The following is a 14,348-nucleotide window of genomic DNA, read 5'->3' as shown; positions in this document are numbered from 1 at the left end:
TCTTATGAAGAACGCAAAGAAATACCGCTCGCTAAAGGACGCCTCTATTTTATTGACTTCGCCCCATAGATCAACTATTTTGTCTTTTGTAACGCATTGAGACAATTCGCGCTACAAGCAACGCAGGGTTTTGGACATTTATTGGTAGTTTTGCCGATATCAGCATCGGGACGTAGCGCAGCCTGGTTAGCGCACTACACTGGGGGTGTAGGGGTCGGAGGTTCAAATCCTCTCGTCCCGATTCCTTTTTCTCCTGCATTTTCTAATAGTTAAACAGTTCTCAACTGATGAATAAATTATCAGTTGGTTCTAATTGTGTACTAAGGATTTTGTACACATCTCCTTCTCAGCCAAAAAGAACCTCCTCTTCCTCTCTTTTAGGCCATGCAATCAAAAAACATCATCGTCATCACCGGCGACCAGTTGCGCCACAAATATTTTGTCAATCAACTGAACGCCCGCTTTCCCCTCGCCGCCGTTTTTCACGAATCATTCCACTATCCAGAACAAAGTTCCAGCATCGACGAAAATCAACTCGCCTGGGACTGGTTCTTCTCGCGACGCGAGGCTTACGAACAGGATCATTTCGCCTCGTCTGAATCGCTGGAGATGCAGAATCAGCCCGTCGTTGAAGCCGTTTCATCCAAACACATCAACAGCGCTGAGTTCATCGATAAACTCGGCAAATACGATCCGGGCTTCATCGCGATCTATGGCACGGGTAAATTTGGCCCCGCTTATCTGGAGCGCTTTTCCAAGATCACATACAACCTGCATCTGGGATTGCCGCATCTGTACCGCGGTTCTTCCTGTAACTTCTGGCCGATCCACGAAATGGACCTCGAGAATATAGGGTCTACGGTGCATCAGGTCGAAGCCGGACTCGACACGGGAAAGATTGCGGCGCAGGGCGTCGTTGCTCTCAAAGAGGAGGATGACGAGCAAACGCTGGGCGGCAGGACCTTGAAGATTGGAACGCAATTGATGATCGACACGATCCAGAAATGGCGGGACGGAAAATTGAACTTGCGCGCGCAGAGCGAGCGAGGCAAACTTTATCTGATAAAAGATTTCACTCCCCAAGCCGCGCGCCGGGTTAAAAAAATGGTGGATTCCGGTCAGTTGCGCAAAGCGATCCACAAGATCAAACAACAGAGCCGTTAATGCCCGCTCATCGAAAATTGTCATCGAACAATTTGCACCCGGACATTCGTCATGTCTGGAAGCGCAGCGTTCTGTTTCTGTTTGCCGCAATCGCTTGCCTGTCCGCCCTTCCAGTCGACGCTCAAACCGGCAATGCCGACGACAAGGACTGGGTGTCGTTAGGCCTGATCTCCTACGATAAAAAATACCGCATTCGACCGGGAGACGATTTCATCATTTTCAATATTCAGAACAACGCCTCGAAAACGATCACCAATCTTTACGCATGGATCTACAAGTATCAGGAAGACGATGAGGGCAAGCCGGGGAAATTTCTATTGGTCAATAACCCGCACCGGGGAGGCACGATCATCAACCGGGTTCCGCATCGGCCCGGCTCCAGAACGGAATGGCGATTTCCGTTAATGCGCGGCAACGCGCCGCAAGACCCAAAGGGACTGTTCACCTTGCGCGCCAGCCCCAAATCCATCTTGTTCGCCAAAACCGAGCCGCCTCGTCCCGCACAGAAGAAGTGATTCAAGGTCGCGCATCAACCGGGATAGGCGCGCAACAATTTTCCAATCTCGCTCAACAACTCGTTCTTGGTGTAATGACCTTTCTTTAGGACCCCGCTGGTCTTTCCACGCAGAAACAACCTTTCCTTTTCCGTCAAATCCTTCGCCGTCAATATCAGGGTTGGAATGGATTCACAGCCCTTGCAGGAACGAATATTTTCGAGGACTTCAAAACCGTTCATTTCCGGCAACATGAGATCGAGCAGGACCAGAGCAGGTTTTTCCGCTTCAATCATCTCCAGAGCAGACGGTCCGTCGACGGCCTGCAGAACCTTCCAGCCCGATTGCGAAAGAATACGCTGTAGCGTTTCCCGGTTGGGTTCATCGTCTTCGACCACCAGAATCGTTGCGTTCTTTTCAAGCGCCCGGTAATGATTTAGCAACGATATGTACTGCTCCCAATCGACAGGCTTGCGAAAATAAGCCGCGACGCCCATCTCGGTTGCGCGGTCAATATTATCTTCTTCAGACAAGGCCAGTACGGGAATCGTTGCCATCGTCGAGTCTTCCTTCAGCCTTCGCAAAACATCCCAGCCATCCAATTTGTGCCCTTGCAAGGCCAGGGCCACAGCCAAAGGTTTGTGGCGACGAATCATATCAAGCCCTGCTTCCGCATTGGCCGCCGCTTCGACCTTGAATCCCTCCCGTTCCACCAGGCGTTTTAGCAAACCCCGCGTCACATCATCTTCCTCAAATGCGACCACCCGTTCACGCGCATCCGAACCATCGTCCAAGGTATCGTCCCAAATTTCGATATTCTCGGAAATCTCAGCGATGTCATCTTCTGACTTTTTCGAGGAAGCGCCAGGTGTGATCGTCGGGCTGGTGGCGCGTAGCGGTAAGGTCGCCGTAAATTTGGCCCCCTTCCCCAACTCGCTCACAGCCCGAATCTTTCCGCCAAGCAATTCGCTCAAGCGTTTTGTGATCGGCAATCCGAGTCCGGTGCCGCCATACTTGCGCGTGGTCGAAGAATCTGCCTGCACAAATTCCAAAAACAACGAGTCTATTTTTTCCGGGTCGATTCCAATGCCCGAATCTGAAACTTCAAAATTAACGAATTCCTCGTCGCCAAGTTTTTCCTGCCAGACTTTGATTCTCACCCAGCCCTCGGAGGTGAATTTACAGGCGTTGCTCACCAGATTGAGAAGGATTTGTTTGACCCGAACGGAATCCGAATACATGAGTTCATCGACAGGTTCAACGAACTCCACAATCAACTCATTGGCGTTCTTGTTGGCCTGGAAACGGATGGTTGAAACTGTCTCCTCCACCAAAGGTTTCAGGTTAAATTCCTCAAGGTGCAAAGACATTTTATCCGCCTGAATTCTGGAGATATCCAGAATGTCATTGATGAGGCTGAGTAAATGCCGCCCCGCCGATTCGATGGATTTCAAATCTTCGAGAAGATCGTCGCGTTCCAGCTTTTTGCATTCGTATTGAAGAATTTCTCCGAAACCAAGAATGGCGTTCAGCGGCGTTCGAATCTCATGGCTCATATTAGCGAGGAATTCACTTTTGGCGCGAGCCGCCGCTTCGGCCTGATCTTTAGCAATGATCAAGGACTCTTCAGCCAGGCGACGGTTGACGATTTCCTCTTTCAAAACGATTGTCTGTTGTTCCAGGTCCTGAGTCCGAATGCGAACAGTCTCTTCAAGATTCTGGTTCTGCTCATAAACCAGTTGATACAATGCCGCGCTTTCCAGAGAATGGGCCGTGCTTTGCATGATGACGGAAAGGATGTAAAGCGCCGTTCCCTCCAGTTCTCGCTTATTTTCCTGCGACAGCCCGGCAAACATACCGCGCACGCGCGACTGCGAAGCCAGGACATGCAGAATGAGCGTGTTGTCCCCATCCTTCGTTGATATGGTGACGGGGCGATTTTGATTCAAGGCCCAGGCGAACGTTCCATTGTCAATCTGAACGTTCACTTCGCTCTCGATGTCCAACTTCGATTCCGAGGGTTCAACGTATTTGAGAATGAAGTCAGAGCTGTCCTCATCCACCATAAAAAACGCCATGGACTTCAAACCCATCCAGCGCTGGAGGTGATCCATGCTGATGGTGATAATCCGCTCCGGATCTCTCGCCATACTGGCGTTGAGTTGCAATTCGCCGATCGAAGCCAGCAGGTCCAGCCCGTATAAATTACGCCGGGCCTGCTTTTCCAGATAGTCGACGCGAATCTGCATCTTGTCTGATGGGTCTTTAGCGCTCATAAGGTATCAAGACTGGAACATTTGAACCGCCTCCTCATACTGGCGGTCCACCTGGGTGATGATCGAAGACAACAACGTTACCGGCAAACCGAGTTCTTTCCATACCTTTTCATCCAACGGCGGCACAAAGCGTTCTCCGCTACCGCCAAGTTGCAAGGCATGCGAAACGATATCGGCCAAATGCAAAATTCCCGCAGATGTAGACTCATCGCCTTCAACAGAAGGATTGTGATGAGACAGCACCGCCTCCGCCATCGTCTCATGCAACTGCCATTTCTGCACAAGCGCATGGCCCGTCTCCGTATGGTCAAAACCAAAAATTTCTTTTTCGGCTTCGTGCAACAAACCGCCCTTCTCATAAATAGCAAACGCTTTTTTCATTTCATCGGGAACGTTCAGCAAAAAAACCAGACGGCCAATATCATGCAGGATACCCATGACATAAAACCGTTCCGCGTTATGCTCTCTCTTGTAAATCGCTATGATGCGCGCCGCCAGGCCACAGGCAATGCTGTGCCCCCAGAACGCCTGCATATCCACCACGTCCTTGGACACTCCCTTGAATTGACTGATGACTGTAGTCGCCAGCACCAGCTCTCGCAGTTGCGCAAGACCCACAATAGTGATGGCGTGCGTGATCGTTTCCACTTTGGAAGTGAACGCGTAAAAAGAACTGTTGACGATTTTAAGGAGACGCGCCGACAAAGCCCCGTCCGCGCTGATAATGGTCGCTATCCGCGAAAATGACGCTTCCGGGTCTTCGATGGCTTCGTTGATCTCATAGAAAACCTGGGGCAGAGTTCCAATTTTTGTCGAATCGTTGACGAGTGATTTGGGGTCAAGAGCCATCGGCGGCCCCCTTTTTACCTGTCAGCTTCATCTTCCTGTCCACGCATAATTTGAAGAGTTCACGAACCACCGGATTTCTTGGATTGGTGAATCTGAACAATTGCATCATTTCTTTTTTCAAGTCATCCGAGTTGGACTCCATCTTCAAAGCATCCGCAGGTTCCGCATCAGCGACGGGTTCACTCTCTGCATCTTGAACATCAACAGATGTGACGCCCCATGACTTGAAGGTTTTGATCTGTTTTTCGGTGATCACGCTACCCGCCGTCATGATCACGCGGCCCACCCGGTTTTTCACGTCTTGAGACGCCACCATGCCCGGTAAAATTTCTTCTATTCGGAGACTGCCCATGCGCCCTCTGTAAATTAGCAATTGATCGAATGACCAAAGTATAAGCCAGATTATAGGAGGATGCCATAATTATCAGGAGCATTTTTATTTCAGATCAAGCCGGGAATTAGCATACAATTATCCGTCCTTCAGAAATTCAACCTTCAAAATTTAAATTTATGAGAATACAAATTCTTTCTCGGATCGTCTCAAAACAAAAGATATGGATCGGAGTCGCCCTGGGCCTTCTTTACGGATGTAGCGCGCAGCATATCGTTCGCCTCGACCCGCAAGTGTTTGTCGCCTCCTCTCAAATCGGCGCGAACAAGGACATCAACCTGCGCATCATAGACAAACGCCCGGACAACCTCCTGTCCCGCTGGGAAGGGAAAGCCAATATCAGAAAATACACCGTGATCCCGGACCGAAATTTATCCGATATTTTAGAGGAGAAATTCAAGGAAGGCCTTCATAATATGGAGTTTCGAGTGCGGGCTGACGATGCACAAACGCCGCTGAATCTTCAAATCGAAATTCTGCGATTGCGAAGCCAATACCAAAACAAACTCGCCACCATGAATGTTCGCGTTCAATCATCCCTGCGCGTGAGTTGCCGGAATGGCATCTCTTCTTTTGCACATACATTTGAGGATCAAAAAGTTTTGAGCAAAGCGCCTGTCAGTCTGTTTCCCAATGAAAAACTCATCAACGCCAGTTTGTCTGACCTGATTCGAAAGATATTATCCGACCCCACGCTTCTGCACTGTCTGTCAAAATAACTCCCGACGGCCCCGTCTCTCCTTGTATTTCCGCTTGAAATCGTTTGCCTTCGGCAAGCGGATCATGTTTAATCAGAATGCTTCGTTTGCATGAGCACGAAATTCCTTGCGTCCGACCAGTCCAAAATAAAACTAACGACAGGGTGAAAACAGGTCCAAAAGCGACACTCATTTCATATTCGGGGGGAGACGAATCAAATGGAAAAACAAATTACCAGCCTTGGCAATAGCGGCGATGTGTTGTTCATGATGTTGGGAGCGGTCATGGTATTTGCCATGCATGGAGGCTTTGCCTTCCTTGAAGTCGGCACCGTGCGAAAAAAAAACCAGGTCAACGCGCTGGTTAAAATCCTGGTCGATTTCGCCGTATCCACGCTGGTGTATTTCCTGATCGGTTTTTCCATCGCCTACGGCATTCACTTTTTTGTATCAGCGGAGCAATTGGCATCCGCCAACCAGGGCTATGAACTGGTTCATTTCTTTTTCCTTCTAACCTTTGCCGCCGCCATTCCCGCTATCATTTCCGGCGGCATTGCCGAACGCGCAAAATTCTGGCCGCAGGTCTTTGCCGCCGCATTATTTGTCGCTTTTGTCTATCCGCTATTTGAAGGCATGGTCTGGGGCCAAATCACCTTTCTGGGCCAAGAAGGCTCCTGGCTCGCCGGCCTCAGCGGCGGCCTGCCATTTCATGATTACGCCGGGTCGGTCGTCGTTCATTCCATCGGGGGCTGGATTGCGTTGACTGCAGTCGTCATCCTCGGGCCGCGCAAGGGCCGTTGGGACTCGCAAGGCAGAAGCAGACCCATTCCCATCAGCAATATTCCTTTTCTCGCCCTCGGCAGTTGGATGCTCTGCGTTGGCTGGTTTGGATTCAACGTCATGTCCGCCGCCAGCCTGACCGGAATATCCGGTCTGGTCGCCATCAACTCCCTCATGGCCATGGTCGGAGGAATTCTCGTCGCCTTGGTTCTTTCCAACAATGACCCGGGTTTCATCCATAACGGCGCTCTCGCAGGACTGGTCGCCATCTGCGCCGGTTCGGATCAGGTTCACCCCCTTGGCGCGCTGATGATTGGCGGAATCGCCGCCTTCATTTTCGTCAAAGGTTTCACCTGGGAGCAAGAAAAATTGAAAATCGACGATGTCCTTGGGGTCTGGCCGCTACACGGTATTTCCGGCACCTGGGGGGGCATTGCCTGCGGTATTTTTGGACAGGAAGCCCTTGGCGGGCTGGGAGGCGTCAGTTTCGTCGCTCAACTCGTCGGTTCCCTGACGGCGGTGGTGATCGCCGTCGGCTTTGGATTTGCCGTTTACAAGGTTCTGGACCTAATGTTTGGACTGAGACTTTCCGAAGAGGAAGAGATGACAGGGTCTGATCTTGCGATTCACAAATTGCAAGCCACTCCGGAGGAGACGCTGTCACGATACCAGTAATGTATTTTAAGGAACCTACATGGCGCGACGTTCGCTTTCATTTGTTCTTCTGGCAATATTGCTGACTCTGGTCGCAACGCCCCCTTCTTTCGCTTTTGTCGAAAAGATCGACGACTACAAAAAAGCGATTGAAGCGGACCCAAGAGACTACGCTCCGCATTTCGGTCTGGGCCGGGCTTATCAAACCATGGGTTTGTACGAAGCGGCGATCACTGAATTCAAAAAAGCGCTGGAACTGGAACCCTTGTACACCGCCGCCTGGGTCGGTATTGGCGGCAGTTACGGAGAGTTGTTCAAATTTCAGGAATCCGCCGACGCCTATCTGGAAGCTGTCCGCCTCGACCCCAATTACCCCGAAGGGCAATACGGGCGCGGTTGGGCGTTGTCCAAACTGAAGCGTTTTGAAGAATCCCTCGAACCCTTGCGCACAGCCATCTCACTGCAACCCAAGCTGAGCGCCGCCTATTTCGCACTGGGTGAAAGCCTGGCCGCTCTGGGCCAGCACGCTTCAGCCATCGAAGAATTCAAAACCGCTCTGAAACTCATTCCTCTTTTTCCCGAAGCGCAGTATGCAATGGGCCTGAGCCTTGAGGAACTCGGAGAGTATGACAAGGCGATCGTAGCGTTCATGGACACGATCGACCTCAATCCCAATTTTTTTGAAGCGTTCACGGAAATCGGCAGAACCTACATCCGCGCAGGACAAAATGAGAAGGCCATTGAACCGTTAAAAAATTCGCTCCGTATCAACCCGCAATACGCAATCACTTACGACTATCTCGGTCTCGCCTACAACAATCTGGGGCGCAACGAGAAAGCGATGGAAGCGTATCAAAGATTGTCGGAAGAAAATTTCTCCGATCCCGTCGCGCATTTCAAACTGGCTCGACAGCATGTCCTCTTGAACAACGTCCTGCTGGCTCTGCAAAGTTTTAACGAAGCCATTCGCCTGGACCCGGAATACAGCGAAGCCTATTTCCATCGCGCCCGCCTCTACGATCAAGTCGGTGAATTTGAAGAGGCCTTATCGAATTACAAAAAGGTCGCAGAGATCGAACCGCAAAATCTCGCCAGTTATTTTAACAGGGGAGTCATTCTCGAAGAACTGGAGCGCTATTCTGAAGCCGCAGAAAATTATCAGGAAACGATAAAACTCGATCCTGAGCATGTAGAAGCTCACGCGCGCCTGGGATCAACGCTCTTCCAACTGAAAGATTATGAAGGCGCGTCCCGGCAGTTTGAACGAAGCATTCAGTTGGACCCAAACCACGCAGAAACCTATTTCCGCCTGGGAACAGCCCGGCAATTGCTCGGAGCGCATGAAAAATCCATTCCCCTGCTTAAAATGGCGGTCAAATTAAACCCTGACTATGCTGAAGCGTATTTTTCACTCGGTCAAACCTATATCGCCCTGGGGCGACAGCAAGAAGCGATCGCTCCATTGAAGCGTTCTATTGAACTCGCCCCGGTCAATGCAGAAGCCCGCTACAATCTGGGACTGGCCTATGCGAAAACCCGGCAATACGCTCTCGCCATTCCGTTTCTGGAAGGCTCGACGCAGTTGGATCCAGATTTAAAAGAGGCCTATTATTATCTCGGATTGAGCCGCCTCAAGCTGAACGCCAACGAGGCGGCGGCGACGGCTTTGGAAAATGCGACGGCGATCGACCCGTCCTATTCCGAAGCGCACGAAGATCTGGGCCGCGTTTACTGGAGGCTGAAACGTTACCCCGAGGCGCTCGCCTCTCTTAGGACAGCGACCGAATTGAATCCGCATTCCCTCGCCGCCCATATCGATTTGGGAAGTTTACAGACCCTGGTCGGCGAGCATCTGGATGCTTCAAAATCTTTCGGCAAGGCGCTTGAAATCGACCCTCAAAACGAAAGGGCGCGTTTCAACCTCGCTATGGTTTATGAAATACTCGGACGTTTGCCGGAAGCCATCAGCCATTATCAACAAGTCACAGCGAAGCATCCCGAAAACTGGAGGGCGCATTACAATCTGGGCTGGGCCTTGATTGAAAGAAAACGTCTGGCGGAAGCCATTCCCGCATTCGAAAAAAGCCTGCGCGCCAACCCGGGAAATGCAGACGCCCACTTCAGCCTGGGCTGGGCCTTCGGGGAATTGAATAAAAACAAGGAAGCGGTGGAGCAATTAAGAGCGACCCTGCAATTGAACCCTGAACATATTCAGGCCCGGCAACAATTGGAAAAACGCCAGGTTCAGTTGACCCAAAAGCAGAAAAGCGAATCGGATACCATCGTGATACAAGTCGCTCCAGGCGATATCGTCATCCCCTGATATATAGAGGAAACCTTTTCTTTAAATAACAGGCGCTCAAGGGCCTGCTTTTACTGCGTTTTTCACCCTCCCCGCGTCAACTCATCCCAAGACAGTTTCTCAAGCCATGAAGGCTCGGCATCCTGCATTTTCCTGCCCGAAACCGTTATTAACAAATAGGTTGACAGTAAAACGGACAAGCCTATATACTTCCTCATCAATTCGAAAGGCGGGTCGAAAGCGGAAGTATGCGCTCGCGACTTGCTCTAGAAAACGTCCAATTTTGGCTGGACTCTCATAAAGTTCGTTTAGAATAAACATATAATACAATCCCAACAGGGTGAAGCTTATGGCCGAGACGGAAGACGCAGTTGCTACCGAAGAAGAAGAAAACGAGGAAAAGGAAATTGACCTGGCCCCCGTCCAAAAAATTCTCGACGCATTGCCAGAGAAGAACCGAAACCATTTAATTCCGGTTTTACAAAGAATTCAAGACGTCTATCGCTACTTGCCGCCAACGGCAATGGCAATGTTGATTGATGAACTGGGCGTCACGCGAGCGCAACTCTATGGGGTCATTTCTTTTTACCCCAAATTTTTGATAGAAGAGCCGGGTAAATACATCATCAAGCTTTGTTATGGCACCGCCTGCTTTGTTAAAGGCGCCGATCTCATCGCCAGCAAACTCAATGACTGCTACCATATGAAACCCGGTCAGACTGATCCAACCAAGTTGTTCACGCTTCAAACCGCATCGTGTCTGGGTAACTGCGGCGCGGCTCCAATGGCGATCGTAGGGGATGACACGCACGGAACCATAGATCCAGAAAAGACCTTGGCCCTGTTCGGCGAATACAAACTATAAATTTAAATTAAACGGGGTTTTCCCCGGGGAAATCTGTATAAATGAGCGTAATTGTAAGAAAGACTGTAAATTTTACGATTAATGGCAAAGCCGCGTCCGCGCCGGAAGGCACGATTATTATTGAGACCATCAAGAATAACGACATGGACGTGACCAATCTTTGCTACAACCGCAAATTAAAACCCTTTGCCGCCTGTCGCACCTGCATGGTCGAAGTCACGGAAAACGGTAAAAAAGATCTCGTCTATTCCTGCACGCACCCCGTCTCAGAGGGAATGGAAATCAAGGTCAACACCGAAGAAACCGACCGCTACAACAAGGCGAATATCGAAATGCTTCTGGTGGAACACCCGCTGGATTGCCCCATTTGCGACAAGTCCGGCGTATGCCCGCTACAAGACAACACCGAAATGCTGGAGTTGCAAAAGCCCCGTTTTGAAATTCAACGCCGCAACGAGCCCAGTCTGAAATCCAACCCCCTGATCGAATTCTATTTGAATCGATGCATCGTCTGCGGCCTGTGCGTTCGCGCCTGCGACGAGATTCAGGGCGTGCAGGCGCTGGATTTCCATCAGCGCGGCTACAAAGCCGCTATCGGCACCGCTAACGACGAACCTCTCGACTGTGAATTCTGCGGACAATGTATCACTGTGTGCCCCACCGGCGCGCTGATGGATATGTCCTCCCAGGCGCGCGGTCTCGCCGCCTTGTTCAACAACACGCATACCACCTGCAATTACTGCTCCTGGGGTTGCACCGTGCAAGTCGAAAGCAAAAAAGGCCAGGCTGTCCGAATCACCGCCGACGAAACCCTCGGCGTGGGAATCAATGAAGGCAATCTATGCGCCAAGGGCCGATTCGGTCATGGCATCATTCACAACGAAAATCGAATCCAATCGCCTTTGATCAATCAGGGCGGAACCTTTACGGAAATCAGTTGGGAAGAAGCGCTCAAAATGATCGCTCAACGCGTTCAAACCACGATCAACCGTAGCGGCCCCGGTAGCGTCGCGGGACTCGGTTCTGAAAAATTGACCAACGAAGAAAATTATCTGTTTCAGAAACTGTATCGAGAGTTGTACGGCTCCAACCAGATCAATAACCTGCAAAATATTCAGGCGCCTTACGTCAACCAGTTCATGATCGACTGTTTTGAAAACGGCATCGAATCCAAACCGGTGACGGATCTGGACACCATGGACGTCGTTCTGGTCTTCAACTCCGATCTGCCTTGTGAGTATCCCGTCGGCGGTAATTCCATCCGCAAAGGCGCGATCTTCTCGAAAACCGGAATCATCTACGCCAATCCAAGAAACGTCCGCTTCGACAATGAAAGTCTCATCAATATCCGCTTGATCTATTCTCAAGACGCCGACACCTTCATTGCAAACCGGCTGAGTCGTATCCTGATCGACGAGAACCTCATTGACGTCGCCAAGGCGCAAAGCCAGATTCCCAACTTCAATGCCTTGATGGAATCGCTGGCGCCGTACACGGCGGAAGCGACGAAAAAGGTGGCGGGGATTGATAATGAACTGATGATGCGAGCCGCGCGACAGTTTGCAAAGAAGGCGGACCGCGCCATCCTCATCGGCAACGACGTGCTCAGCTCCGGCTTTGGTCAGGCAACGCTCAACGCCTTGCTGAATCTGTCGATTCTGGTGCATGCTGGAGGCGAGGGAAGCGTCAGCATTTATCCGCCGCGCGAGCATTGCAACTCTCAGGGCGTGAACGATATGGGCGTCACTCCGCAATTCCTGCCGGGTTATCGCCCCGTTGAAGGCGAGTTGAAGAAGCAAGCCGATCTGGCTAGCGATTTGTTCGAAAACTGCTCGAACGGAAAAATCAAATTCCTGCATATTTTGGGAGAAGATCCACTGCGCTCGCACACGAGTCGATCCAGCGTCGAGAACGGTTTGCAAACCGTGCCTTTTCTGGTGGTTCAGGACTCCTTCATGAGCGACACCGCAAGAATGGCGGATCTGGTACTGCCAACCACATCCTTTGCAGAACGTGACGGCACCTACACCAACATGACCCGCCATGTGCAACGAGTTGCTCCGGCCATTCGACCGCAAGGCGCCTCCAGAACGGATTTTGATATCCTGATGCAACTGGCTGAAGCGCTTGGAAAACCCTTCAAGGCGGAATCCACGCTGGATGTCCAGGACGAGATTGCAAAGGAAGTCCCATGTTATCAGGGGCTGTTTCCGGGCAATAAATACCTGCAATGGAAGCCGCAGGGATTTGCCGCCAAGCCGGAATTCAAAACCAGCGATTTTGTCGAACCGCAAAAAACCAGCAAAGAGTTCCCATTGAAACTATTGAGCAACAATCACATGTTTCATATCGGCAACTATTCGCATTACGCCAAAGCGCTGGTGGACATCGGGCCTTCCTGTATCGCGGAAATCAACTCCAAGGATGCGCAGAAAGCCGATATCCAGAGCGGGGATAAAATCCTTGTCGAATCCAAACAAGGCCGGGTTGAAGTGGAAGTCAAAACCAGTTCGGCAACCCCGGAAGGAATGGTCTATATTCCCAAAAACTGGCCTGAAGTACCGGTCAATACCCTGCGAAATGGCGATCAAAACACCATTTCAGTTAAAATTTCAAAAGCCAATTAACTTAAATTATCCGTCTCTTTATCAAGGACGTTTTTGAATTATGAGCGATTTAAAAGAAAATTTGCATACCGAGCACATGGTCCTCAACATGGGGCCTTCTCACCCCGCCACCCATGGAACCGTTAAGTTCCTGCTGACTCTGGACGGCGAAACCGTCGTCAAGATGGACGTCGAAGTGGGTTATCTGCATCGCGGATTCGAGAAGATGTGCGAAAGCGTCACCTGGACGAATGTCTTCCCCTACACGGATCGCTTGAACTATTGTTCCGCAATCATGAACAATATCGGCTATGCGCTGGCGGTTGAAAAACTCTGCGGCATCGAAGCCACCGAGCGTTGCCAGTACATTCGAGTCGTCACCAACGAACTGGCCCGCATCACAGATCATTACACCAACATCGCCGCCGCCGCTCTTGAACTGGGCGCGCTGACCGCATTCATCTATTTCGTTGAAACTCGCGAAATTCTCTGGGACCTTCTTGAAAAAGTTTGCGGAGCACGACTGACCTCCAATTACATCCGCATCGGCGGATTGATGTGCGACCTGCCACCGGGATTCAACGACGATCTCGAAGCGGCTTACCCGAAACTCGATTCTCTTTACGAGGATGTTGACAAATTGTTGACCAAGAATCGTATTTTTCTCGACCGAATGCGCGACACCGGCGGCATCTCGAAGGAAAATGCAATCACCTGGGGATTCACGGGACCTTGTCTGCGCGCTTGCGGCATTGATTACGACGTTCGCAAAGCTCACCCCTATCTGGTCTACGACAAACTTGATTTTGACATTCCCATTGGAACGGTTGGCGACAATTTCGACCGCTATCTGGTTCGAATGGAAGAAATCAAACAAAGCTTCAAGATCATCAAGCAAGCCATGAAGGATATGCCTGAAGGCCCGATTAACGTGAGCAACCCGTATTTGCGCGTGCCGTCAAAACAGGACGTTTACTCCAAGATGGAAGAGATGATCGCTCATTTCAAAGTCGTTATTGACGGACTCAAACCGCCTGTCGGCGAAGTGTACCTGCCTACGGAAGCGGCGAATGGCGAACTCGGCTTCTATCTGGTCAGCGACGGCACCGGGAAACCTTACAAATGCCGCGTCCGACCGCCCTGCTTCACCATGACGGCGGCGATGGAGGATATGTGCAAAGGCGGAATGCTGGCGGATATCATCCCCACCTTTGACATGATCAATATGATCGGCGGGGAATGCGACCGCTGAGCGGTCGCTGGCGCCTC

General features: G+C 50.9%; 11 protein-coding genes and 1 tRNA gene. 9 read left to right on the top strand and 3 right to left on the bottom strand.

Annotation, left to right across the window (positions count from 1 at the left end; all coding sequences use genetic code 11):
• The first annotated feature begins 166 nt into the window (after positions 1-166).
• From G3M78_09425 to G3M78_09415, 3 genes are all read left to right on the top strand, one after another.
• A tRNA-Pro gene (locus G3M78_09425) sits at positions 167-241 on the top strand.
• 143 nt (positions 242-384) lie between these two features.
• A complete protein-coding gene (locus G3M78_09420; protein QPJ65600.1) occupies positions 385-1,164 on the top strand; it encodes a hypothetical protein in 780 nt (259 codons plus the stop codon).
• Positions 1,164-1,679 (top strand): hypothetical protein, encoded by a 516-nt coding sequence (locus G3M78_09415; protein QPJ65599.1) that lies wholly within the window; start codon positions 1,164-1,166, stop codon positions 1,677-1,679. The genes G3M78_09420 and G3M78_09415 overlap by 1 nt, the downstream gene beginning before the upstream one ends.
• Before the next feature lie 14 nt (positions 1,680-1,693).
• Here the strand turns inward: G3M78_09415 and G3M78_09410 are convergent, their stop codons facing one another.
• The 3 genes from G3M78_09410 to G3M78_09400 are packed head-to-tail and all read right to left on the bottom strand — an operon-like array spanning position 1,694 to position 5,135.
• A complete protein-coding gene (locus G3M78_09410) occupies positions 1,694-3,934 on the bottom strand; it encodes a response regulator (protein ID QPJ65598.1) in 2,241 nt (746 codons plus the stop codon).
• A gap of 6 nt (positions 3,935-3,940) precedes the next feature.
• The gene (locus G3M78_09405) at positions 3,941-4,783 is read right to left on the bottom strand and encodes an HDOD domain-containing protein (GenBank protein ID QPJ65597.1); all 843 of its coding nucleotides are present in this window, start codon (positions 4,781-4,783) and stop codon (positions 3,941-3,943) included.
• Positions 4,773-5,135: a hypothetical protein gene (locus G3M78_09400; GenBank protein QPJ65596.1), complete on the bottom strand. Its 363-nt coding sequence runs from the start codon at positions 5,133-5,135 to the stop codon at positions 4,773-4,775. Before G3M78_09400 ends, G3M78_09405 begins: the two co-directional genes overlap by 11 nt.
• A gap of 158 nt (positions 5,136-5,293) precedes the next feature.
• On the opposite strand from G3M78_09400, the gene G3M78_09395 reads away from it, so the two are divergent.
• The 6 genes from G3M78_09395 to G3M78_09370 all read left to right on the top strand — a co-directional run bounded on the left by G3M78_09395 (position 5,294) and on the right by G3M78_09370 (position 14,331).
• Positions 5,294-5,893, top strand: a complete 600-nt coding sequence (locus G3M78_09395) for a hypothetical protein (protein QPJ65595.1) — start codon at positions 5,294-5,296, stop codon at positions 5,891-5,893.
• Positions 5,894-6,091: 198 nt separating this feature from the next.
• Entirely contained in the window at positions 6,092-7,327 is a 1,236-nt protein-coding gene (locus G3M78_09390) for an ammonium transporter (protein ID QPJ65594.1), read from the top strand.
• A gap of 19 nt (positions 7,328-7,346) precedes the next feature.
• Positions 7,347-9,629, top strand: coding sequence for a tetratricopeptide repeat protein (locus G3M78_09385; GenBank protein QPJ65593.1), 2,283 nt, complete (start codon positions 7,347-7,349; stop codon positions 9,627-9,629).
• Positions 9,630-9,957: 328 nt separating this feature from the next.
• Positions 9,958-10,473, top strand: a complete 516-nt coding sequence (locus tag G3M78_09380) for an NAD(P)H-dependent oxidoreductase subunit E (protein ID QPJ65592.1) — start codon at positions 9,958-9,960, stop codon at positions 10,471-10,473.
• 41 nt (positions 10,474-10,514) lie between these two features.
• Positions 10,515-13,100, top strand: coding sequence for a molybdopterin-dependent oxidoreductase (locus tag G3M78_09375; protein ID QPJ65591.1), 2,586 nt, complete (start codon positions 10,515-10,517; stop codon positions 13,098-13,100).
• A gap of 40 nt (positions 13,101-13,140) precedes the next feature.
• Positions 13,141-14,331 carry an NADH-quinone oxidoreductase subunit D gene (locus G3M78_09370; protein ID QPJ65590.1) on the top strand — a complete coding sequence of 397 codons (1,191 nt, stop codon included), beginning with the start codon at positions 13,141-13,143 and terminating at the stop codon, positions 14,329-14,331.
• The last annotated feature ends 17 nt before the right edge of the window (positions 14,332-14,348 follow it).

Origin of the sequence: Candidatus Nitrohelix vancouverensis (assembly GCA_015698305.1) — a bacterium.
In the GTDB taxonomy this organism is placed as follows: Bacteria; Nitrospinota; Nitrospinia; order Nitrospinales; family VA-1; genus Nitrohelix; species Nitrohelix vancouverensis.
This window is presented reverse-complemented; position numbering and strand designations above follow the sequence as displayed.